The sequence below is a fragment of the Streptomyces phaeofaciens genome (assembly GCF_014648915.1).
Classification (GTDB): Bacteria; Actinomycetota; Actinomycetes; order Streptomycetales; family Streptomycetaceae; genus Streptomyces; species Streptomyces phaeofaciens.
In genome coordinates, this window is record NZ_BMSA01000014.1 from 89,605 (window position 1) to 112,135 (window position 22,531).

The following is a 22,531-nucleotide window of genomic DNA, read 5'->3' on the forward strand; positions in this document are numbered from 1 at the left end:
GATGGGACATGCGGGGATGGCGGCAGCCGCCGTCCGATATCTGCGGGCAGAGCCGGTCGAGGCGCTGCCCCGACCCGAACTGCGCTGCGTCCGGGACGACGAGCGCGCGCCGGTGGACCAGGCCGAATTCCGGCGCGTCCTGGGGGCCTTCGCCTCGGGCGTCACCGTCGTCACGGCCCCCGCCGCCGAGGGCGAGCAGGGCCCGGCCGGCTTCGCCTGCCAGTCCTTCTCCTCCCTCTCCCTCGACCCGCCCCTGGTCGCCTTCATGGTGGGCCGTACGTCGACGACCTGGCCGCGCATCGCCCGCGCGGGCGTCTTCTGCGTCAACGTCCTCGGCGCGGGCCAGGCCGCCCTGTGCCGGGCCTTCGCGGCGCGCGGCGCCGACAAGTTCGCCGGCGTCCCGCACACCCCCGCCCCCGTCTCCGGCGCCCCCCGTCTCACCGGCGCCCTCGCCTGGATCGACTGCACGATCCACGCGGTCCACACGGGCGGCGACCACCTCATCGTGGTGGGCCGGGTGGACGCCCTGGGCGCCACGGACGACGACGAGCCGCCACTGCTGTTCCACAAGGGGCGGTTCCTCTGACCTCCTAGGCGGGCTGCGCCAGGAGCATCGGGGCCGTCGGGCGGCGTCGGATCACCAGGGCCATCAGGGCCGCCGCCGCGCACAGTGCGCCCGCGGCGTACCAGACCACGTCGTAGGAGCCGAAGGCGTCCCGGGCGACGCCGCCGAGGAAGGCGACGAGGGCGGCGCCCACCTGGTGGGAGGCGAGGACCCAGCCGAAGACGATGGCGCTGTCCTCGCCGTACTGCTCGCGGCACAGGGCCAGGGTGGGCGGGACGGTGGCGACCCAGTCGAGGCCGTAGAAGACGATGAAGAAGATCATCGGCGGGTGGACCGTGGACGCCAGCAGCATGGGGAGGAAGAGGAGCGAGACGCCGCGCAGGGCGTAGTACACCGCCAGCAGCCGGCGCGGTTCGAAGCGGTCGGTGAACCAGCCGGAGGCGATCGTGCCGACGACGTCGAACACCCCGATGACCGCGAGCAGCGAGGCCGCCGCCGTGACCGGCATGCCGTGGTCGTGCGCGGCCGGCACGAAGTGCGTCTGGACCAGGCCGTTGGTCGACGCGCCGCAGATCGCGAAGGTCCCGGCGAGCAGCCAGAACGGGCCGGTGCCCATCGCCTTCAGCAGCACCGAGATCGTGCGCCGCGCGGCACCCGTCACCGGCGGCGGCTTCTCGACGAACTCCGGCGCCCCGTACGGCTCGAGGCCCACGTCCGCCGGGTGGTCGCGCAGCAGCAGCCAGACGAAGGGGACGACGGCGAGGGCGGCCAGCGCGACGGTGACGGCGGCCGGACGCCAGTCGTGGCGGGTGACCATCCAGGACAGCAGCGGCAGGAAGATCAGCTGGCCGGAGGCGGAGGCCGCGGTGAGGATGCCGCTCACCAGGCCCCGGCGCTCGGTGAACCAGCGGTTGGTGACCGTCGCGGCGAAGGCGAGCGCCATCGAGCCGGAGCCGAGGCCGACCAGCAGCCCCCAGCAGAGCAGCAGCTGCCAGGCCGCCGTCATCCACACCGTCAGACCGGAGCCGACCGCGATCACGGTCAGAGCGACCGCGACCACCCGCCGGATGCCGAATCGGTCCATCAGCGCGGCCGCGAACGGCGCGGTGAGCCCGTACAGCGCGAGGTTGATGGAGACGGCCGCGCCGACCGTGCCGCGCGACCAGCCGAACTCCTGGTGCAGCGGGTCGATGAGCAGGCCGGGGAGGGAGCGGAAGGCGGCCGCGCCGATGATCGTGACGAAGGTGACGGCGGCGACGAACCACGCGCGGTGGATGCGGGTGGGCTTCTTCCGGACCTTCGCCCCGGCCGCGGCGGGTGCTTCGCTTGTCTGGTTCACGCCATAAAGAGTCCGATACCGGCCCCGGCCCAACGAGTGGCCCGAAGGACAGCATTCGTTAGGATCGGGCCATGCGCCAGGAATCCGGCTTCCGCCCGCACCGCGTCGTCGTCTTCGCCCTCGACGGCCTGCTCCCCTTCGAGCTGGGCATCCCGCACCGCATCTTCGGCCGCCCCAGGGACGCCGAGGGCCGGCCGCTGTACGAGGTCGTGACCTGCTCGGTCCGCCCACCGGGACCGGTCCGCACGGACGCCGACTTCGCCGTCATGGTCGAGCACGGCCCCGAGGCGCTCGCCACCGCCGACACGGTGATCGTCCCCGCCTCCTACGAACTCGGCCCGGTCTTCGAGCAGGGCGTGCTCACCGAGGAACTCGCCGCCGCCCTGGCCCACATCCGCCCGGGCACCCGCCTCGCCTCCATCTGCACCGGCGTCTACGTGCTGGCCGCCGCCGGCTTCCTCGACGGCCGCCCGGCGACCACCCACTGGGCCGAGGCCGACCACATGCAGCGGCTCTTCCCGCGCGTCAAGGTCGACCCGGACGTCCTGTTCGTCGACGACGGCGACGTGCTGACCTCGGCCGGTGTCGCCGCCGGCATCGACCTGTGCCTGCACATCCTGCGCCGCGACCACGGCACCGCCGTCGCCAACCACGTCGCCCGCTACACGGTCGTACCGCCGCACCGGGACGGCGGGCAGGCGCAGTACATCGCCCGTCCGGTGCCCGACCCGCAGCAGTCCACCACGACCTCCGCGCGCGCGTGGGCGCTGGGCCGGCTGCACGAGCCGATCCAGCTGCGGGACATGGCCGGGCAGGAGTCCATGTCCGTACGCACCTTCACCCGCCGCTTCCGCGAGGAGGTCGGCGTCAGCCCCGGCCAGTGGCTCACCCAGCAGCGGGTGGAACGGGCCCGGCACCTGCTGGAGTCCACCGGCCTCTCCGTCGACCAGATCGCCCAGGACGCCGGCTTCGGCACCGCCCAGTCCATGCGCCAGCACCTCCAGGCGGCGCTGGGCGTGACCCCGACGGCGTACCGGCGGACGTTCCGCGCCGAGAGCGGTGACGTCAGAACGTGAGGACGCCGCGCGCCACCCGCCCCGCCTCCGCGTCCGCCGCCGCCTTCTCGAAGTCCTCCACCGGGTAGGTCTGGGTGACGAGTTCGTCCAGCAGCAGCCGGCCCTCCCGGTACAGGTCGGCGTAGAGCGCGATGTCCCGCTGGGGGCGGGAGGCGCCGTAGCGGCAGCCCAGGATCGACTTGTCCAGGAACAGCGAGGACACGAGGAAGGACGCCTCGGCCGTCGCGGCCGGCACCCCGAGCAGCACCGCCTGCCCGTGCCGGTCGAGCAGATCGACCGCCGCGCGGATCAGCTCCACCCGCCCCACGCACTCGAAGACATGGTCCGCGCCCGTCGGCAGGACCTCCCGCACCCCGTCCACCGAGGTCAGGAAGTGGGTGGCCCCGAACCGCCGGGCCACCGCCTCCTTCGCCGGGTTGCTGTCCACGGCGACGATCCGCAGCGCCCCCGCGATCCGCGCGCCCTGGAGCACATTGAGCCCGATCCCGCCCGTCCCGATGACGACGACGCTCTCCCCGAATCCCACCCGGGCCCGGTTGAGCACGGCACCGACCCCGGTCAGCACCCCGCAGCCGATCAGCGCGGCGGACGTCAGCGGGATGTCCTCGGGTATCCGCACCGCCTGCACGGCCCGGACGACCGTCCGCTCGGCGAAGGCGGAGTTGGACGCGAACTGGTACACCGGCCGCCCCGCGCGCGTGAACGGCTTCCCCGGGCGCCCGATGGCCTGCCGGCACATCGTCGGCCGCCCCCGGTCGCACTCCGCGCAGGTGCCGCAGCTGGCGAGCGTGGACAGCGCCACATGGTCGCCGGGCACGACATGGGTGACCCCGGCCCCGACGGCCTCCACCACCCCGGCGCCCTCGTGCCCGAGGACCACCGGCGCGGGGAACGGGATCGTCCCGTCGATCACCGACAGGTCGCTGTGGCACAGCCCGGCCGCCGAGACCGCCACGAGCACCTCGCCGGGCCCCGGATCACGGACCTGGAGATCGTCGACGACCTCGGCCCGCTTCCCGTCGAACAGCACGCCTCGCATCACGCCACCACTCCCCTGTCACCTGGGCTGTCTGGGCAGGCCGAGCACGCGCTCGGCGATGATCGTGCGCTGGATCTGGTCCGAGCCGCCGTAGATCGTGTCGGCCCGGGAGAACAGGAACAGCTGCTGCGCCTCGTCGAGTCCGTACGGCTCCGCGGGCGACCAGTCCGCCGGGCCGGCCCCCGCCCTCGCCCCCCGCACCTGGACGGCGGCCTCGCCGAGCCGCTGGTGCCAGCCGGCCCACAGCAGCTTGGCGACGCTGGGCGCGCCCGGACCACCGGAACCGCCCAGCGTCCGCAGCGCGTTCCACCGCATGGTCCGCAGCTCGGCCCACAACCGCACGAGCCGGGCGCGGATCACCGGATCGTCGGCCGCCCCCGTCTCGACGGCCGTGCGGACCACGCGCCCCAGCTCCTCGGCGAACCCGATCTGCTGAGCGAGCGTCGACACCCCGCGCTCGAAGCCGAGCAGGCTCATCGCGACCCGCCAGCCGTCGCCCTCGGCGCCGACGACCTGCTCGGCGCGCGCCCCGTCGAAGAACACCTCGTTGAAGTCGCTCGTCCCGGTCAGCTGCCGGATCGGCCGCACCTCGATCCGGCCCGGCTGGTCCATCGGCACGAGAAGGAAGCTCAGCCCGCGGTGGCGCGTCGACCCCGTCTCCGTACGGGCGAGCACGAAACACCAGTCGGCCTCGTGGGCGAGGGAGGTCCAGATCTTCTGGCCGGTGACCCGGTACCCCTCGGCCGTCCGCTCCGCCCGGGTGCGCACACCCGCCAGATCCGATCCCGCGCCGGGTTCGCTGTAGCCCTGGCACCACAGCTCCGTCCCCGCGGCGACCGGCGGCAGGAACCGTGCCTTCTGCTCCGCCGTGCCATGGGCGAGGAGGGTGGGCGCGAGCAGCTTCTCCCCGATGTGCCCGGACCGGGGCGGGGCGCCCGAGCGGGCGTACTCCTCGGCCCAGGCGACCTGTTGGGTGAGGGTGGCGGTCCGGTTGCCGTACCCCCCCTCCCCCCACCCCAGCCCGATCCACCCCGCGTCCCCGAGCGTGCGCTCCCAGCCACGCCGATCGGAGACCCCCGGCACATGCTCCCGAAGCCAGGCACGCACCTCGGTACGAAAGTCGTCGTCGGCCGGATCAAACCCGAAGTCCACGTCGACCTCCTCGAGAGACGCCGGCGCCAACTCCCCCAGGGGCGCGGGGAACTGCGCGACGAGCCACGACACACCCGCACCCGCACCCGCCGTCGAACAGGAACTCACCCATTGGGCCGCGCCCCCTCCGCCGCGGCCCGCCGCATCTCCTCCAACCGCTCCAGCATCGGCATCGGATCCACCCCCACCGACCCCGGCAGCACCTCCGCGATCCGCGAGGGCGTCCAGGAACCACCCTCCGCGTACACGGCCCGCAGCTCCCGAGGCTGTGCCCACACAGCGATCTTCGCACCGGCGACCGTGTAGACCTGCCCGGTTATCCCCAGCTCCCGCGAGCGGTCCGACAAGAGGAAAGTCACCATCGCGGCGACATCCTCCGGCTCCCCGATCTCCGCGAGCTCCATCGGCACCCCGGCCGACATCCGCGTCCGCGCGACCGGCGCCACCGCGTTCGCGGTCACCCCGTACCTGTGCAGACCCAGCGCGGCGCTCCGCACCAGCGAGATGATCCCGCCCTTCGCCGCGCTGTAGTTGGCCTGCGAGACGGATCCCTGATGGTTTCCGCTGGTGAACCCGATCAGCGTCCCGGAGCCCTGCCCGCGCATGACCGCGGAGGCCGCCCGGAACACCGTGAACGTGCCCTTCAGGTGGGTGGCGACGACCGGGTCCCACTCCTGCTCGGTCATGTTGAACAGCATTCGCTCGCGCAGGATCCCGGCGACGCACACCACCCCGTCGAGCCGCCCGTACGCCTCCACGGCGGCGTCCACGACCCGTTGGCCGCCCGCCATGGTGGAGATGTCGTCCGCGACGGCCACGGCCTCTCCGCCGGCCGCCTCGATCTCCTTGACGACGCCCTCGGCGACTTCGCTCGTGGGGGAACCCCCGTCCACCGCCACGCCGTAGTCGTTGACGACGACCCGCGCGCCCTCGGCCGCCGCCGCCAGCGCGACCGCCCGCCCGATGCCGCGCCCCGCGCCGGTGACGGCGACGGTCTTGCCTGCCAAGAAGTTCGCCACGCCTCTCCCCTTCCAGCAGTTTCTGACGGACGGTTAGATGCACCCCGGACCGTATCTGACGGTCCGTTAGATTCTATGACCCGCCGGACGGGCGAGGACAAGCCCCGGGGAGGCACCGGATGGCACTGCCGGACGAGTTCCACGACATCGCCAAGCGCGTCAGCAACTGGGGGCGCTGGGGCGCCGACGACGAGATCGGCACCCTCAACCTGATCACCGACGAGGTCGTGCGCCGGGCGGCCGGGGAGGTGCGTACGGGGCGACGCGTCCCGCTGGCCCTCCCGCTGCGGGAGGACGGCGTGCAGACCGGGATGATCCCGGGACGGGTCAACCCGCTGCACGCGATGGTGCAGATCAACCAGGAGATCTTCGGACCGGGCACGGTGGCGTGCAGCGACGACGCCGTGACGATGGGCCTCCAGGCGGCCACCCACTGGGACGCGCTGACCCATGTCTCGCACTCCGGGAAGCTCTACAACGGCCGCCCGGCCTCCTCCATCACCCCGCACGGCGGCGCGGAGTTCGGCGGCATCGACAAGGCGCGGCACATCGTCTCGCGCGGGGTCCTCCTGGACGTGGCACGTGCGCGTGGCGTCGACCGGCTGGCCGGCGGGCACGCGGTCACCCCCGAGGACCTGGACGCGGCGGAGGAACTGGCCGGCACACGCGTGCGCGCCGGGGACATCGTGCTCGTCAGGACCGGGCAGATCCAGCTCTACCTGGCCGGCGACAAGCACGGGTACGGCTACCCCTCGCCCGGACTCTCGATCCGTACGCCGGAGTGGTTCCACGCGCGCGACGTGGCCGCCGTGGCCAACGACACGCTCACGTTCGAGATCTTCCCGCCGGAGATCGAGAACCTGTGGCTGCCGGTGCACGCGCTCGACCTGGTGGAGATGGGGATGATCCAGGGCCAGAACTGGAATCTCGAAGAGTTGTCCACAGCCTGTGGACAAGCGGGCCGCCACAGCTTCCTGCTGTCGGCGATGCCCGAGCCGTTCGTCGGCGGCACGGGAACTCCGGTGGCCCCCGTGGCCGTTCTCTGAATCCCCGCGACCGACGGCCGCCCTCCTGGGGCCCGTCCCGCATACGTTGGATGGCGGCGCGCCGCTGCCCGCCCCGAGCACGGCACCGCGCGCCGCCATCCCACTCCGGCGTACCCGCCCCGATTCCCCTCCGGCCCTGAGGGAGTCGACGCCGAATCACGACCCGCGCTCGACAAGGGCCTCCGTCACCGAGGCCCTCGCCGTCCCCTCACGGCGAATCGCTGCCACAAGCGTGATCAAACGGACACGTCGCGTCAACACCTGAAAGAGGATTTATTGCTTATGTCCGATTCATCACGGGCGCGCACGGAAGCACATCCGGGCGCATCCCGACCACTCCCGACCGAACCGACAGCGCTTTCTGCAACGGTGCACCGCGACGCGACGGCGCGCGACCTCGACACACACCCCTCTCGGGGCCCAGCCCTCACAGCGCGGAGCCTCCCGGCATACGGCGCCCGGCCGCCCCGACGGACGGCGCCCGACCTCCCCGGCAGGGCACGGCACTCAACGCCCGGCCACCTCGGCAGGCACGACGCTCGGCCGGCACGGCGCTCGGCAGGCACGGCGCTCGGGAGGCACGACGCTCGGCAGGCACGGCGCTCGGCGCGGGGCCTGCCTGCCCGGCGCGCACGGAGCCCGTCGCACGGCCTCCCCGGCGCAGACCCGCGCCCGCGCCCCGCCGCCCGTCACACCACCTCGAAGGCAAACCCCTCGTAGGTCGGCGTCCGGTACACCGCGCTCCCGTGGTCGGCCGTCTCCTCACAGGGCCGCGCGCACCGGTCCAGTTCGCACCAGATCCGCTTGCCGCCTCCCTCGACGCTCCAGCCCCAGCGGTCCGCGAGGCCGTCGACGAGGGCGAGACCCCGGCCGTTGGTGGCCTCGTCGCCCGCACAGCGGGGCACGGGGGCCCGCTCGCTGCTGTCGGCCACCTCGAGGCGGACGGTGGCCTCCCCGTCGCCGCCGGGGCCCGGCAGGGACAGCCGCAGCACGGCCGGACGCCCGGTGTGCACCACGGCGTTGGTGACCAGTTCGGAGACGAGCAGGATGAGGGTCTCGGCGAGCGGCTCGTCGACCCCTATCCCGGCCCCGGCGAGGCGCGAACGGGCCCACCTCCGGGCGCGCCCCACCTCAGCGGGGTCGGGCCGGATCTCCAGCTGCACTTGAAGCACCTGCACCGCTCACACCATCCGAACCGGCGGACACATGGCCGTGCGCCACGCAAGCCACGCTAGCCGCGTGCGCACCATGACGACGAGAGCCACGATCGTAGCCATTTTCTGCATGGCCAGAACAACAGCCAGAGGCAGGGTGACGGAACGTGAATCCCTTACGAGACAGCTTGGTTGACGTACAGTCACCTCAACAAGCGCTTCGGGCATATTCCAGCGCGAAGGAGTACTCGTGCGGCATACTGTGCGACGCTCGCCCAAGGGAGTCGAACAGACGGGGTCCAGACGCCCGTCCGCCCTGCGAGTGACGGCGCGCACCGCCGGATCCGGCACCGCCCCAGGGGCACCGCCGGCATGGCTCGTCCTCGGAACCACTCGCATCCCACAGAAGGTACCGGAGCACCCCGCCGACTCCGGGCCGTGACGGGTCACGCATCGGACACAACCCGATATCGACGTTCCACATCAACGCTCCGTGATTCCGGTATGCCACAATCCGCGACACCCGTACGGCTGTCCGGGCCGCTCGTCGGCCGTCCCCGCCGAGCGGCCGGCCCCCGGCCCGCCGGTGACCGGCCGGGGCCCGCTAGCGGCCCGCCCCGGACAGCAGCTCCCGCGCGAGCAGTTCCTCGCTCTCGGCCCCGCCACCCGCACGGCGGGCGCGCACCCAGGCCCGTTTCAGCAGGAGATGGACGTCCGCCTCCCAGGTGAACCCCATGCCGCCGTGCACCTGGAGACAGTCCCGGGCGCCCCGTACGGCGGCGTCGTCGGCGAGGAGGCGGGCGGCCGCGATGTCGGCCGGGTCGGCGGTGACGGCGGCCGCGTAGACCGCCGCGCGGGCCACCTCGACCCGCGCCAGGAGTTCCGCGCACAGGTGCTTGACGGCCTGGAAGGCCCCGATCGGCTGCCCGAACTGCTGCCGGGTCCGCGCGTGTTGCACGGCCAGCTCGCACGCGCGCGTGGCCGTGCCGAGCTGCTCGGCGGCGGTGAGCAGGACGGCCACGGGGTCCGGGGTGTCCGACGCGGGCACCCGGTGCAGTGGCGTCAGCGGGTCCACCGACCGCAGCGGCACGGCGTCCACGGCGTCCCCGAGCACGACGTCGGCCGCCGCCCGCCACTCCAGCAGCCCGCCGCCGTCGGCGGCCGCCACGACCGTCTCCCCCTCGGCCGCGCCGGGCACGTTCCCGGCCGCGAGGTGGGTGGCCACCAGCGGCCCCGGCAACAGGGCCCGGCCCGCCTCCTCGAACATCAACACCGCCTCGGGCAGCCCGAGTCCGACCCCGCCCGCCGTCTCCGGCAGCCGCAGCGCGAAGAACCCGGCCGTGCCCAGCTCCCGCCAGAGCGCCCGGTCGAGCCCCGGCCGCTCCACGGCCGCCCGCAGCGCCTCCCGGCCGAACCGCCGGGCGAGCAGCTCGCGCACCCCGCTCCGCAACGCCCGCTGGTCGTCGGTCAATTGAAAACGCACGTCACCACCCCTTTCGCCGGCCGCCCGGACCGCACGGCCCCCGACATGGCCCGTCACCGCCCCTTCGGCAGCCCCAGGATCCGTTCCGCCACGATGTTCCGCTGGATCTGGGAGGTACCGGCCGCGATGGTGTACGACAGCGAGGAGAGCCGGTCGAGCACCCAGGGGCGGTCGAGGTCGAGGGCCTCGTCGCCCAGGACGTCGGCGGCGGTGTCGTACAGCTCCTGACGCGCGTGCGAGTACCTGAGTTTGAAGACCGAACCCCCGACGCCGGGCACCCCGCCGGCCGAGGCCTCGCTCACGTTCCACTGCGTGAGCCGCCACAGGGCGCGGAACTCGGCGTCCAGCAGGCCGAGCCGCCGCCGGAGCGCCGGATCGTCCCAGCGGCCGTTGCGCCGTGCCTCGCGGGCCAGTTCGCCGAGCACGCGGCGGCAGGCGACGACCTCCCCCACGAACGCCGTGCCGCGCTCGAAGGAGAGCGTCACCATGGTCACGCGCCAGCCGTCGTTCTCGTCCCCCACCCGGTGGGCGACCGGCACCCGCACCTCGTCGAGGAACACCTCGGCGAACTCGGCGGACCCGGCGAGCGTCCGCAGCGGCCGCACGGTCACCCCGGGCGCGTCCATCCGCATGGCCAGCCAGGTGATGCCCCGGTGCTTGGCGGCCGTCGGGTCGGTGCGCACGAGCAGCTCGCACCAGTCGGCGACCTCGGCGTGCGAGGTCCAGATCTTGGATCCGCTCACCACGTAGTCGTCGCCGTCGCGCCACGCGCGTGTGCGCAGCGACGCGAGGTCGGAGCCGGCGTCCGGCTCGCTGAACCCCTGGCACCACACCTCCTCGCCGCGCAGGATCGGCGGCAGCCAGCGGGCCCGCTGTCCGGCGCTGCCCTCGGCGGCGATGGTCGGGCCCGCGTGCAGCAGCCCGACGAAGTTGGCGCCCACGTAGGGCGCGCCGGCCCGCTCGGTCTCCTCCAGGAAGATCAGCCGTACGGTGGGGGCGGCCGCCCAGTGCACGTCGGCGTACCCGGCGTCGTACAGCGTCCGCTGCCAGCCGAGGTCGTGGGCGCGGCGGCCCGGCCAGTCGTCCGGGGACGGCTTCGGCGGGAGGGTGGGCAGTACCTTGCCCAGCCACTCCCGCAGCCGCGCGCGGAACTCGGCGTCCTCGGGGGTGTCCGCGAGGTCCATTAGCCGGCCGTCACCGGTCGAGGTCCAGGTCCAGCATGCGGATGGCGTTGCCCCGCATCAGCTTGTAGACCGTCTCGTCGTCGAGGCCCTTGACGTGGTCGAGGGCGACCTCCTTGGTGTGCGGGAAGGTCGAGTCGACGTGCGGGTAGTCGGTCTCGAAGGTCGCGTTGTCCCGCCCGACGACGTCCAGCGAGGCGACCCCGTGCTTGTCGCGGAAGAAGCAGCAGTACATCTGCCGGTAGTAGTACGTCGACGGCGGCTCGGGGATCAGGTCGCGGACGCCGCCCCACGCGCGGTGCTCCTCCCACACGTCGTCGGCGCGCTCCAGGGCGTACGGGATCCAGCCCATCTGGCCCTCGGAGTAGGCGAGTTTCAGCCGCGGGAAGCGCACCAGGACCCCGCTGAAGAGGTAGTCCATCATCGAGGCCATGGCGTTGTTGAAGGACAGGGACGCCTGGACGGCGGGGGGCGCGTCGGGGGAGGCGGCGGGCATCTGGGACGACGAGCCGATGTGCATGTTGACGACCGTCCCGGTCTCCTCGCACACCGCGAAGAACGGATCCCAGTGGCCGGAGTGGATGGACGGCAGCCCGAGGTGGGTCGGGATCTCGGAGAAGGTCACCGCGCGCACCCCGCGGGCCGCGTTGCGCCGGATCTCGGCGACCGCCAGGCCGATGTCCCACAGCGGGATCAGGCAGAGCGGGATGAGCCGTCCGCCGCTGTCCCCGCACCACTCCTCGACCATCCAGTCGTTGTAGGCGCGCACACAGGCCAGTGCGACCTCCTTGTCGTGCGCCTCGGCGAAGGTCTGCCCGCAGAAGCGGGGGAAGGACGGGAAGCACAGGGAGGCCTCGACGTGGTTGAGGTCCATGTCCGCGAGGCGCGCCTTGGGGTCCCAGCAGCCGCGCCGCATCTCCTGCCGGGTGATGCCCTCCAGGGTCATCTCGTCCCGGTCGAAGCCGACGGCGGCGATGTTGCGCTTGTACGGGAACTTCAGGTCCTCGTAGATCCACCAGTCGGTGGGGGTGCCGTCGGGGTCCATGCTGATCTGGTACTTCCCGGCGACGTAGGCCAGCTCCCCGATCCCGGCGGTGAGCGGCTGCGGCCCGCGGTCCCGGTACTTCTGGGGCAGCCAGGTCGCGAAGAGGTGCGCGGGCTCGATCACGTGGTCGTCGACGCTGATGATGCGGGGCAGTTCCGTCATGTGTCCCCTCCGGCCTGATGTCCGTCTCCGGCGGCCATCGAATCTGATGGTCCGTCAGATAACGCTCTCAGGGAAGGCTAGTCCCGGGACTATGGACCGACAAGGCGACCGGCCCTACGCTCTGCCCACCATCTGACTGTCCGTCAGCTACCGGCAGGGGGCCGCCGTGAACCAGACCGCCCACGAGCTGAGCGCGTCCCGCACCCTCTGGGACCTCCTCGCCCGCCGCGCCGCCCTCACCCCCGACGGCCCGGTCCTCCTCCAGGACGACCGGGTCCTGACCTTCGGCGGCCTCCAGGACCGCGCCGAGCGGGTCGCGGCCGGGCTGTACGGCATGGGCGTACGTCCCGGCACGGTCGTCGCCTGGCAGCTGCCCACCCGCCTGGAGACGGCCGTGCTCTCCTTCGCGCTGGCCCGCCTGGGCGCCGTCCAGTCCCCGGTCATCCCCTTCTACCGGGACCGCGAGGTCGGCTTCGCGCTGCGCGAGTCCAGGGCGGAGTTCTTCGCGGTGCCGGGCGTCTGGCGGGGCTTCGACCACGGCGAGATGGCCCGCAGGCTCGGCGCCAAGGGCGTCTTCGAGGCGTACGACGACCTCCCCGAGGGCGATCCGCGCGTGCTGCCCGCGCCGCCCGCCGAGGGCACCTCGGTCCGCTGGATCTACTGGACCTCGGGCACCACCTCGGACCCCAAGGGCGTGCTGCACACCGACCGTTCCCTGATCGCGGGCGGCTCGTGCCTCGCCCACGCGCTCCGGCTGACCGCCGAGGACGTGGGTTCGATGGCGTTCCCGTACGCCCATATCGCCGGCCCCGACTACACCGTGATGCTGCTGCTGTACGGCTTCCCGGCGGTGATGTTCGAGCAGTTCGCTCTGCCGGACGCGCTGGACGGGTACCGGCGGCACGGGGTGACCGTGGCGGGCGGGTCCACGGCGTTCTACTCGATGTTCCTCACCGAGCAGCGCCGGCGGCCGGGCGTCCCGGTGATCCCCTCGCTGCGGCTGCTGGCCGGCGGCGGGGCGCCGAAGCCGCCCGAGGTGTACCACGCCGTGGTCCGCGAGATGGGCGTGCAGCTCACCCACGGATACGGCATGACCGAGGTGCCGATGATCACCATGGGGGCGCCCGACGACACCGCCGAGAACCTCGCGACGACGGAGGGGCGGCCGCCGGAGGGCATGGAGATACGCATCGCCGGGGACGGGGAGGTACGGCTGCGCGGGGAGGCCGTGTGCCAGGGGTACCTGGATCCGGCGCAGACCGCGGAGGCCTTCGACGACGACGGGTTCCTGCGCACGGGGGACCTCGGGCGGCTGACCGGCTCGGGGCACCTCGTGCTCACCGGACGCCTGAAGGACGTGATCATCCGCAAGGGCGAGAACGTCTCGGCGAAGGAGATCGAGGACCTGCTGGCCGCCCACCCGGACGTCGGGGACGTCGCGGTGATCGGGCTGCCGGACGCCGAGCGCGGGGAGCGGGTGTGCGCGGTGGTGGAACAGCCGGCAGGGGCGGGTGAGCTGACCCTGGAGGCGGTGACGGCGTATCTGCGCGCACAGGGGCTCTCCCCGCACAAGCTGCCCGAGCGGCTGGAAGTGGTCGACGCCCTGCCCCGCAACGAGACGCTCCGCAAGATCCTGAAGTACAAGCTGCGCGAGCGCTTCTCGGCGGCGTAGGAAGCGGCTACTCGGGGACCGTGAAATAGCGGGCGAACGCCGGGACGATCTCCGCCTCGCCGACCTTGCCGTCCGCGTCGGTGTCGAGCGCGGCGGCGCTCGCGCGGGCCAGCTCCGCCGGGACGCCCAGGGTGATCAGCACCCGCACGGTGTCCTCGATCGTGGCCCGGCCGTCGCCGTCCGGGTCGGCGACGACCAGAGCGGCGTGCAGGAAGGGGCGGGCGATCTCGGCGAACCGGTCCGGGTTGTCGCGCAGCCGCTTGACCGCGCCGTTCACGAACTCGTCCCGGGTGATGCGCTGGTCGCCGTCCCGGTCCGCGATGCCGGCCATGCCCTGCCAGAACGCCTCGGCGCCCGCGTACAGCGCCTGTCCCTTGTCCGACCGGGCGGCCGTGCCGAACTCGGCGAGCAGGGCCTTGGCGGCGCCGCCGAAGTCCTCGCGGTCGATGTAGCCGTTGCCGTCCTGGTCGAAGGTGGCGAACCGGCCGGCGATCCTGCGTTCGTACTCGCTGCTGACCATGTCTCTCGCGCCGCCTCACGTCATCACGTCGGGTTGTCTGCGGGGTGCTTCCCGGGGTGTCTCCCGGCTGGGAGCGTACGACGTCGGCGTCTCCGGGGCAGCGGGAAGGTGACGGCTGTGCCAAGACCGGGGAGATTTCGGGACACCGTCGTGGCCGGGCGGCGGATGTGGTCGACTGTCGCCCGTGGAGGCGGTCGCGGCGAGTGTCATAGCGGTGGTGGGAACCCTGCTGGGTGCGGGAGTGACCCACCGGTTCCAGTTACGGGCGGTCGCGCGGGGCGAGCGGTTCCTGCGCGACGAGAAGCTGCGCCAGGAGCGCATGGACGCGTACTGCGGGTACGCGGGCGCGCTCGTGAACTACCGGCGTGCGCTGGTCCACCGCTGGTTCCGCGAGCAGGAGGGGGCGCCGGCCGAGGAGCTGGCGGAGAAGCAGCTCCAGGGGTACGCGCTGCGCTCGGTGGCCCAGGAGGCGCTGTTCCGGGTGCAGATGCTGTCGCCGGACGAGGAACTCGTGGCGCAGGCCTGGCAGGCGTTCCGGGAGATCGAGCAGATCCACAAGACGGCCGACCGCACCGTGCTGAACGAGCGCCGGGACAGCACCCAGGCACTGATCACCCGTTTCGTGACCGACGCCAAGGGCACGCTGGGCTGAGCCCGCCCCTCACGCCGACAGGGGTTGCGTCCCCTCCTCGTCCACCGCCTCCGCCAGGTCGCCGTACACGTCGAAGAGCCGCCGCACGCCCAGCGCGCCCAGGACGCGGTTGACGTGCGAGTCCTCGGCGGCCCCGCGCGCCGGCAGGATCAGCCTGAGGCGTCCCCGGCAGGAGCGGATCAGACGGCGGGCGGCGATCAGGACGCCGACGCCGCTGGAGTCGCAGAAGTACACCTCGGAGAGGTCCAGGACGAGATCGTGACGGCCCTCGGCCACCTCGTCGTGGACCCGCTGTCGCAACACCGGCGACGTCACCAGGTCCAGTTCGCCCGACACATGGAGCACGGCCCATCCGCCCCGCTCGCCGCCGGTCACTTTGAAGGCCACCACCACGCCCTTCGCTCGCCGTAAACGGAAGCTGTCCCTTCGCTTCCTTGCAGCGCGGCTGCCCAGCCGCGCTGCCCCGAAACACGGGGGCAAAAACAGAAACCATGAGAAAGAGGCTTGTTTCAATCACTTCCAGTCCTGTTCGATCCTTCTCAGTCGGAGTCGATCAGGTCTGATCGCGAGAAGGGCGGGTAGAAGCGGGCCGGGCACCACCACGAGCGGCCCGGGACGACGGCCATACCACCCCGCGCCCGACGGGGGGCGCGCATTGCCACAAAGGGGCGTGCGTTGTCGGACGTGCCGACTACATTCGAGGTGACGGTGGACGCACGCTGGACACAGGCACGAGCGCAGGCACGGGCACGGGTGAGGGGGCCGCATGGCGAAGAAGGACGCACCGCCCCGCTGGGACCGCAAGATGCAGCAGCGGCTCGCACGCGGTGAGGCGGCCGCCCTCGGTGAGCTGTACGACCGGTTCGCTTCACTCGTGCACGGCCTCGCCCACCGCGTGCTCGGAGACGAACGGGCGGCCGACGGCATCACCCGCGAGGTCTTCGCCCACGTCTGGGAACACCCCGACGCCTACGACCCCCAGCAGGGCCCCCTGCGCTCCTGGGTCGCCACCCTGACCCACCGCCTCGCCGTACAGCGGCTGCGCGCCACCGAGACGGCCGCGCTGGCCGAGGGCGGCCCGGGCTCCACCGAGGAACTGGAACGAAAAGTGCGCCACGCCTCGGTCGCCGCCCGCGCCGACTACATCGTCCACGCCATGCCCGCCCCGCTGCGCGCCGCACTGGAACTGGCCTACTTCCAGCGCCGCGACTACCGCCAGGCCGCCGCCGACCTCGGCGTCACCGAGGACGAGGCCCGCCGCCGGCTCCGCCTTGGCCTCCAACTGCTCTCCACGGCCCACGACACCGCACCCCCGGGAGCCCCGCCCGGCTACGGAGGTGCGGCGTGAACGGCACGGACGGCTTCGAGTCCTACGACGGCGACGGCGAGGAGGACGACGGCGGCACGGGCGCGAACACCGGCGCGAACGCAGGCGGAAGCGCCGGCGCGCGCGACGGCATCGGCGGCGCCCCCGCGCCCCGTATCCCGCTCCCCCGCGCCTCCGTCGAGGACACCGGACTGCCGCTGCCCGCGCTGGAGAACCTCACCGTGCCCGCACCCCTGCGCCTGGAGCACCCGGTCCTGAAGGCTCTGCTGGGCGCGTGGGCGCTCGCGGCGTGCTCGGCCGAGGAGACGGCCGCCGTCGAGGAGCACCTCGGGGACTGCGGCGCCTGCGCCGACGAGGCACGCCGGCTGCGGGAGGCGGTCGGCCTGTTGCAACGCCCGGAGAGCCTCGACCTCGACCCCGGTCTGCGCACCCGCGTCCTGGAGAACTGCCTGGACCGGCGCCCGCCGCGCATCCCGGTCCCGGCCTGGGCCGCGTCGTACGACGCCGAGACCGCGCGGCTGGACGCCCTGCTCCAGGACTTCGGCGACGCCGAGTGGCATGCGCCGGTACGGCTGCGCTGGTACCGGGGCGAGGCCTCACGGAGCCGCAGGACCACCGTCGCCGGAGTCATCGCCCATCTCCTCGCGGTGGACGGCATGGTCGCCGTCGCCCTCGGACTGGACGACCCGCTGGGCCCCGGCGACCCCGACAAGAGGGACGACACCCGCACGCCCGCCGAGCGCACGGAGGCGTACTGGGAGGCCGCGCACTTCCCGCACACCCGTTCCGTGCGCGGCCCCTGGCGCGAACAGACCCACGCCCTGGTGCGGACGGTCTCCTTCACCGGCGGCGGCCCCGGCACCATGCCGGTGTCGTACGGCCCGTTCGACCTGCCGCTGCGGGACGCGATGCTGGACCGCGCCTTCGAGTGCTGGGTGCACGCCGAGGACATCGCGATCGCGGTCGACTACCCCTACGCACCGCCCGCGCCACGCCATCTGCACGGCATGATCGACCTCGCCGCGCGTCTGCTGCCGCAGGCGCTCGCGACCCGGCGCCGCGCGGGGCTGGCCGCGCCGGCCCCCAGCCGCCATCTGGTGACCGCGGGGCAGCCCGGCCGCAGCCTCCGGCTGGAGATCGAGGGCGAGGGCGGCGGCCAGTGGCTGATCCCGCTCGACTCACCGGGCGCGGTGGGCTCCGCCGACCACGAGGTGGCCCACGTGGCCCTGGACGACGTGGAGTTCTGCCGTCTGGCAGCGGGCCATGTCCCTCCGGAGGAGGCGGCGGCCGGCCAGCTGGGAGACAGGGAAGCGATCAGGGACGTGCTGTTCGCTGCCGCGAGCTTGAGCCGTATGTAGCCGACGTAGGGACTGGTCGCGGTGCGCCGGCGGGTGCGGGTGGTGGGGGTTGTTCGCGCGGTTCCCCGCGCCCCTGGAAAGTCACGCCGACTCCAAAGGGGCGCGGGGAACCGCGCGACCGGCCACCGAACCATCCGCAGCCGCCCCGCAGCAGAACCCGGCAACCGCTCAGGCGAAAACGACCGTCCGGCGCCCGTTGAGAAGAATCCTCCGCTCCGCGTGCCACTTCACGGCCCGCGCCAGCGCCTGGCACTCCACGTCCCGCCCGATCGCGACGAGCTGGTCCGGCGTGACGCCGTGACCCACCCGCTCGACCTCCTGCTCGATGATCGGCCCCTCGTCGAGGTCGGCGGTGACGTAGTGCGCCGTCGCCCCGATCAGCTTCACACCCCGCGCATGCGCCTGGTGGTACGGCTTCGCGCCCTTGAAGCTCGGCAGGAACGAGTGGTGGATGTTGATGATCCGCCCGCTGAGCTGCTTGCACAGGTCGTCCGAGAGCACCTGCATGTACCGGGCGAGGACGACCAGTTCGACCTGCTGCTCCCGCACGATCTCGAGCAGCTTCGCCTCGGCCTCCGCCTTCGTCTCCTTCGTCACCGGAATGTGGTGGAAGGGGACGTCGTACGAGCCCGCCAGCTCGGCGAAGTCGGTGTGGTTGGACACCACCGCCGCGATCTCCACCGGCAGCGCGCCGATGCTCGTGCGGAACAGCAGGTCGTTCAGGCAGTGGCCGAACTTGCTGACCAGCAGGACGATGCGCATCTTCTCGTCGGCCCGGTTGATCTGCCAGTCCATGTGGAAGGAGTCACCGATCGCCGCGAAGCTCGCCCGCAGCTTGTCCACGGTCACCGGCGCGTCCGCGGAGAAGTGGACGCGCATGAAGAACAGACCCGTGTCGTGGTCGCCGAACTGCTGGCTGTCCTCGATGTTGCAGCCGGTCATGAAGAGATAGCTCGACACGGCGTGCACGATGCCCTGTTTGTCCGGGCTGGAGAGCGTGAGGACGTACTGGTCGGCGGGGGTCGCCGCGGCTCGGGCGGACTGCTCGTTCATGCAGCACAGGGTCTCACGGCCGTACCGGCGCGAGGCGGCTCCGTCCGCTACGCGGACCTGGTCATGATCCGCAGGACTTCCAGGGTGCGCGGCGGCGCGTCCGGGTCGTCGCCGTCGGCCACGGCCATCCGCACATGCGCGTCCCGGGCCGCCCGCACGGCCTCCGGCCAGCCCTGGTTCTCGACGTAGGCGGCGACGGCGGCGTCGGGCCCGACCTGGTGCATGATCCGCAGCACCCGCAGCACGGCGGTGTCCACGAGGGCCGCCTCCTGCGAGTCGCGGAAGATCGTGCCGACGTACTTCTCGGCGGACCAGTTGTCGAGCCAGGTGTCCTCGACCAGGCGGTACACGGCGTCGGTGACGTCCCCGTACCCGTCGACGCCGGCCAGCCAGACGTTCTGCTGGAACACCGGGTCGGAGAGCATGTGCAGCGCGGAGCGCACATTGCTGCGCCAGCGCCACCACGGCATGTCGTTGAGTGGCATGCCGCCCATGGTGGAGGAGCGACGGCCGCGACGGGAAGAGTTCTCCGAACCTTGCACGGTCATCGATCGTACGTTTCCTCGTCACGGGGGCCTCACCGGCCCCGGTAATTCACCTTGCCGTCACCCCACGTTGAGCAAAGGTCACTCCCAGGTTAGCGATGTGACGGAATCGTGCGTGTCCATGACCGGCAGGCGACGAATGTTCCGTGGAAGCACCTTCCTCCCCAGGTCCCTCCGCTTCACCAGGTCCGGCAGAGCCACCGCCCTCACGGCGGGCGCCCTGGCCGCCTGTGCGTCGCTCACCGCCGGATGCGGGGTCGTCCCCGGCACCACGGGGGGTACCGGGGACGACCCGATCGTCGTGATGACCTGGGCACCCGAGGGCACGGCCGCCACCAACATGCCCGGCATGCCGGCCTTCGCCCGCGCCTACGCCCGCTGGATCAACTCCCAGGGCGGCATCAACGGCCATAAGCTCACCGTCCTGACCTGCAACGACCACAACGACACGGTGGACGCCGCGGCCTGCGCCCGGCGCGCGGTGAAGGAGAACGCCGTCGCGGTCGTCGGCTCCTACAGCCAGCACTCCGACGCGTTCTTCCCGCACCTGGAGGGCGCCGGCATCCCCTACATAGGCGGCTACGGCGTCACCAACGCCGAGTTCACCAGCCCCCTGTCCTACCCCGTCAACGGCGGACAGCCCGCCCTGCTGGCCGGCCTCGGCAAGGAGCTCGCGGCCGAGTGCGGTCCCGTCGCCCTGGTCCGCCCGGACACCCTCGCGGGCGACGCGCTGCCGCCCATGCTCAACGCCGGACTGAAGGCGGGCGGCCACGACGGCGCCCGGGACCAGCTGGCCGCGGAGGACGCCACCGAGTACTCCGCGCAGGCCGAACAGGCCCTGGGCACGGCGACCGGCACCGCCGCCTCGGACGGCACCGAGAAGGGCTGCGTGGTGCCCGCCCTCGGCGACCGCACCAGCACCTTCATGGACTCCTTCCGGCGCACCCGCACCGACTACCCCGACGTGCGCACCGGCAGTGTCCTGGGCAGCGTCGACCAGACCGTCATCGACGCCACCGGCGGCGGTTCGGGGCCGTACGAGGGGGCGTACGTCACCGGCTGGTACCCGGTGACGAGCGACAAGCGCTGGGCCGCGATGAAGAAGGTCATCAGCGAGGCGGCCTTCTCGGACACCCGGATCGATCCCGGCGACACCGGCGTCCAGACCACCTGGGTCGCCTACACCGTGCTGCGGCAGGCCGTGGAGTCCCTGGGCGACGGACCGGTCACCGCCACCAGTGTGCGGAGCGCCCTGGACGACGGGAAGATCGACACGGGCGGGCTGACGCCGACCCTGCACTGGCAGTTCTCCGGCCGGCTCGCCTCCATCGGCTTCCCGCGCCTGGCCAACGCCGAGGTGACCCTCCAGACCGTCCGGCAGGGCCGGCTGGTGGCCGCCGGCCAGAGCTTCGTGGACACGACGAAGACGCTGGAGTCGGCCGACCTCGGCTGACCCCGGCCCCGGCGCCGTCGGGGCGCCGGGGCCGGGCCGGCCGTCACAGCTGGGTGGGCTGGCGCTGGGTCAGGCCGTAGGTGTTCGCGATCGCGTTCCACAGCTTGGCCGCCTCGGCCTTCTGCGTGGAGGCGGTGCCGCTGGCCCGGTTTCCCTGCTGGGTCTCGGGCGTGGTGCGGGCCGTGCCCCTCTTGCAGCTCTTCTTCCGGTTGCCGGCGACCTCGTCGGCCCAGGCCGCGTAGTGGTTGTCGGCGGCCGCGGACGCCTGCCACGCCTTGGTGAGCGCGGTGGTCAGCGCGTCGTGCTCCGGGAGCTTGTCGACGGACAGTCCGGCCAGCTTCGTCACCAGGTCGGTGCGCTGGGTGCCCGCGTCCCGCAGGTCCGATGCGGCCTGGGAGAGATTGGTGCACGCCTTCACGTCCGCCACCGCCGCGATCACCGAGGCCCGGCTGCTGCCGCTGTCCGCGAGCAGCTTGTCCAGCGCGACCGCCTGCTCCTTCGCCGGGTCGGCGCCCGCCGAGGCGGACCCCTCGGTCGCGGGCGCCGACGCGGCGACGTTCTTGCTGTCGTCGTCGCCGCCGTCCCCGCCTCCGCCGGCGAGCATCGCGCCCGCGCCGATCCCGACGACCGCGAGGGCCACACCGATCGCCGCGAACATCGGAAGCCGCGAGCCGGTACGGCCGCCCCGGCCGCGGCGCTCGTCCTCGTCGTCGCGGGTGACGGACGGGATGAAGGTGGGCTGCGGGGCGCGCGCCGCGGCGGGACCGGCGCCGTAGCCCTGGCCCTGGTCCGGGATGCGCGGCAGCTGCTGGGTGGAGCCGGCCGGGCCGTCGCCGCCCGGCCCGTCACGGAAGAGGCTCTCGAACCCGGCGGGCGGCTGCGGGCCCCCGCCCGGCGCCGGGTAGGACTGCGCGGGCACGGGCGGGATGTACTGCGTGGCGTCCGCGTCGGAGGGGGACGCGCCCGGCATCGGCCCCTGGCCGTGCTGGGGACCGCCCAGGTAGCGCGTCGACTCGGCCGGGTTCTCGGGCGGCAGCGCGCCCGGCCCGACCGGCGGGATGTACTGCGTCGCGCCCTCGTCGCCACCGGGCGCGGCGGGGACGGGCGGCAGGTACTGGGTCCGGCCGTCGTCGACCGGGGCCGCCGGGACCGGCGGTATGTACTGGGTGGCGCCCTCGTCCGCGGGCGGCAGCGGCCCACCGCCCACACCCTGGCCGTACGACGGTGTCTGCGCACCCTGGCCGTACGACGGGTCGTACGACGGGGCCGGGCCGCCCTGGGCGTACGTCGGGGCGGCCGGGGCCGGCGCGCCCTCCGGCGGGAGCGGGCCCGCGCCCCAGGCGTCCGGCTGCGGGGTGCCCCACTGCTGGTCCGCCGGGAGAGGCCAGGACTGGCCCGGCTGCTGGGCGGGCGGCTCCTGCTGCTGCTCGGGCCCCCAGGACTGACCCCAGGTCTGGCCGCCGGCCGGCGACTGCCGGCCGTAGTCCTGCTGTCCGTACTGCGCCGACCCGTACGCCCCGGAGGGGTCGGCCGGCTGCGATCCGTGCGAGGTCAGCCCCGGAATCAGGGGTTCACCACCGTCGGAGGGCAGCACGATGCCTTCGCGCGCGGGCCGCGCCGAGGGCTCCTCGCCCTGTCCACTCTGCGTCACCGGGACTCCTACGAATGGGGGACCTACGGAATCGTCGGC

The 22,531-nt window shown here is 72.9% G+C and carries 21 protein-coding genes; 8 read left to right on the plus strand and 13 right to left on the minus strand.

From position 1 onward, the window contains the following. Position 1: 1 nt before the first annotated feature. The gene (locus IE275_RS23385) at positions 2 to 586 is read left to right on the plus strand and encodes a flavin reductase family protein (protein ID WP_229870478.1); all 585 of its coding nucleotides are present in this window, start codon (positions 2 to 4) and stop codon (positions 584 to 586) included. A gap of 4 nt (positions 587 to 590) precedes the next feature. On the opposite strand, the gene IE275_RS23390 is transcribed toward IE275_RS23385, so the two are convergent. Further along, a complete protein-coding gene (locus IE275_RS23390) occupies positions 591 to 1,904 on the minus strand; it encodes an MFS transporter (RefSeq protein ID WP_189713328.1) in 1,314 nt (437 codons plus the stop codon). Positions 1,905 to 1,975: 71 nt separating this feature from the next. Between IE275_RS23390 and IE275_RS23395 the strand changes: the two genes are divergently transcribed. After that, positions 1,976 to 2,980: a GlxA family transcriptional regulator gene (locus IE275_RS23395; protein WP_189713329.1), complete on the plus strand. Its 1,005-nt coding sequence runs from the start codon at positions 1,976 to 1,978 to the stop codon at positions 2,978 to 2,980. Here the strand turns inward: IE275_RS23395 and IE275_RS23400 are convergent. The 3 genes from IE275_RS23400 to IE275_RS23410 all read right to left on the minus strand — a co-directional run bounded on the left by IE275_RS23400 (position 2,970) and on the right by IE275_RS23410 (position 6,190). Then, a complete protein-coding gene (locus IE275_RS23400; protein ID WP_189713475.1) occupies positions 2,970 to 4,019 on the minus strand; it encodes a Zn-dependent alcohol dehydrogenase in 1,050 nt (349 codons plus the stop codon). The two genes, IE275_RS23395 and IE275_RS23400, sit on opposite strands and share 11 nt — an antisense overlap. 18 nt (positions 4,020 to 4,037) lie before the next feature. Further along, positions 4,038 to 5,171 (minus strand): acyl-CoA dehydrogenase family protein, encoded by a 1,134-nt coding sequence (locus IE275_RS23405; protein ID WP_189713330.1) that lies wholly within the window; start codon positions 5,169 to 5,171, stop codon positions 4,038 to 4,040. A 104-nt stretch (positions 5,172 to 5,275) separates the two neighbouring features. Continuing rightward, complete coding sequence (locus IE275_RS23410; protein ID WP_189713331.1) at positions 5,276 to 6,190, minus strand: SDR family oxidoreductase; 915 nt, start codon at positions 6,188 to 6,190, stop codon at positions 5,276 to 5,278. A gap of 119 nt (positions 6,191 to 6,309) precedes the next feature. Here IE275_RS23410 and IE275_RS23415 point away from each other — a divergent pair, with 119 nt between their 5' ends. After that, complete coding sequence (locus IE275_RS23415) at positions 6,310 to 7,236, plus strand: cyclase family protein (RefSeq protein ID WP_189713332.1); 927 nt, start codon at positions 6,310 to 6,312, stop codon at positions 7,234 to 7,236. A 689-nt stretch (positions 7,237 to 7,925) separates the two neighbouring features. Here IE275_RS23415 and IE275_RS23420 read toward each other — a convergent pair. The 4 genes from IE275_RS23420 to IE275_RS23435 form a co-directional block, all read right to left on the minus strand. Beyond that, complete coding sequence (locus tag IE275_RS23420) at positions 7,926 to 8,399, minus strand: ATP-binding protein (protein WP_189713476.1); 474 nt, start codon at positions 8,397 to 8,399, stop codon at positions 7,926 to 7,928. Positions 8,400 to 8,994: 595 nt separating this feature from the next. Further along, complete coding sequence (locus IE275_RS23425; protein ID WP_189713333.1) at positions 8,995 to 9,873, minus strand: acyl-CoA dehydrogenase family protein; 879 nt, start codon at positions 9,871 to 9,873, stop codon at positions 8,995 to 8,997. A 53-nt stretch (positions 9,874 to 9,926) separates the two neighbouring features. After that, positions 9,927 to 11,057: an acyl-CoA dehydrogenase family protein gene (locus IE275_RS23430; protein ID WP_189713334.1), complete on the minus strand. Its 1,131-nt coding sequence runs from the start codon at positions 11,055 to 11,057 to the stop codon at positions 9,927 to 9,929. Between the two features lie 10 nt (positions 11,058 to 11,067). Continuing rightward, complete coding sequence (locus IE275_RS23435; RefSeq protein WP_189713335.1) at positions 11,068 to 12,261, minus strand: amidohydrolase family protein; 1,194 nt, start codon at positions 12,259 to 12,261, stop codon at positions 11,068 to 11,070. A 166-nt stretch (positions 12,262 to 12,427) separates the two neighbouring features. On the opposite strand from IE275_RS23435, the gene IE275_RS23440 reads away from it, so the two are divergent. Beyond that, positions 12,428 to 13,933, plus strand: coding sequence for a class I adenylate-forming enzyme family protein (locus IE275_RS23440; protein WP_189713336.1), 1,506 nt, complete (start codon positions 12,428 to 12,430; stop codon positions 13,931 to 13,933). 7 nt (positions 13,934 to 13,940) lie between these two features. Here the strand turns inward: IE275_RS23440 and IE275_RS23445 are convergent, their stop codons facing one another. Continuing rightward, entirely contained in the window at positions 13,941 to 14,453 is a 513-nt protein-coding gene (locus tag IE275_RS23445) for an EF-hand domain-containing protein (RefSeq protein ID WP_189713337.1), read from the minus strand. Positions 14,454 to 14,670: 217 nt separating this feature from the next. Between IE275_RS23445 and kilB the strand changes: the two genes are divergently transcribed. After that, the gene (kilB, locus tag IE275_RS23450; RefSeq protein ID WP_308435683.1) at positions 14,671 to 15,105 is read left to right on the plus strand and encodes a plasmid transfer protein KilB; all 435 of its coding nucleotides are present in this window, start codon (positions 14,671 to 14,673) and stop codon (positions 15,103 to 15,105) included. A 9-nt stretch (positions 15,106 to 15,114) separates the two neighbouring features. On the opposite strand, the gene IE275_RS23455 is transcribed toward kilB, so the two are convergent. Beyond that, entirely contained in the window at positions 15,115 to 15,498 is a 384-nt protein-coding gene (locus IE275_RS23455) for an STAS domain-containing protein (protein WP_189713339.1), read from the minus strand. Between the two features lie 373 nt (positions 15,499 to 15,871). Between IE275_RS23455 and IE275_RS23460 the strand changes: the two genes are divergently transcribed. Next, positions 15,872 to 16,453, plus strand: coding sequence for a sigma-70 family RNA polymerase sigma factor (locus IE275_RS23460; protein WP_189713340.1), 582 nt, complete (start codon positions 15,872 to 15,874; stop codon positions 16,451 to 16,453). Then, positions 16,450 to 17,790 (plus strand): zf-HC2 domain-containing protein, encoded by a 1,341-nt coding sequence (locus tag IE275_RS23465; RefSeq protein WP_189713341.1) that lies wholly within the window; start codon positions 16,450 to 16,452, stop codon positions 17,788 to 17,790. Before IE275_RS23460 ends, IE275_RS23465 begins: the two co-directional genes overlap by 4 nt. Before the next feature lie 168 nt (positions 17,791 to 17,958). On the opposite strand, the gene purU is transcribed toward IE275_RS23465, so the two are convergent. Together purU and IE275_RS23475 are read right to left on the minus strand one after the other, a co-directional pair. After that, positions 17,959 to 18,843: a formyltetrahydrofolate deformylase gene (purU, locus tag IE275_RS23470; RefSeq protein ID WP_189713342.1), complete on the minus strand. Its 885-nt coding sequence runs from the start codon at positions 18,841 to 18,843 to the stop codon at positions 17,959 to 17,961. 47 nt (positions 18,844 to 18,890) lie between these two features. Next, positions 18,891 to 19,391, minus strand: a complete 501-nt coding sequence (locus tag IE275_RS23475) for an SCO4402 family protein (protein ID WP_189713343.1) — start codon at positions 19,389 to 19,391, stop codon at positions 18,891 to 18,893. Positions 19,392 to 19,509: 118 nt separating this feature from the next. On the opposite strand from IE275_RS23475, the gene IE275_RS23480 reads away from it, so the two are divergent. Then, positions 19,510 to 20,841, plus strand: a complete 1,332-nt coding sequence (locus tag IE275_RS23480; RefSeq protein WP_189713344.1) for an ABC transporter substrate-binding protein — start codon at positions 19,510 to 19,512, stop codon at positions 20,839 to 20,841. A 43-nt stretch (positions 20,842 to 20,884) separates the two neighbouring features. Here IE275_RS23480 and IE275_RS23485 read toward each other — a convergent pair whose 3' ends face one another. Next, positions 20,885 to 22,492, minus strand: a complete 1,608-nt coding sequence (locus IE275_RS23485) for a hypothetical protein (RefSeq protein WP_189713345.1) — start codon at positions 22,490 to 22,492, stop codon at positions 20,885 to 20,887. Positions 22,493 to 22,531 lie beyond the last annotated feature (39 nt).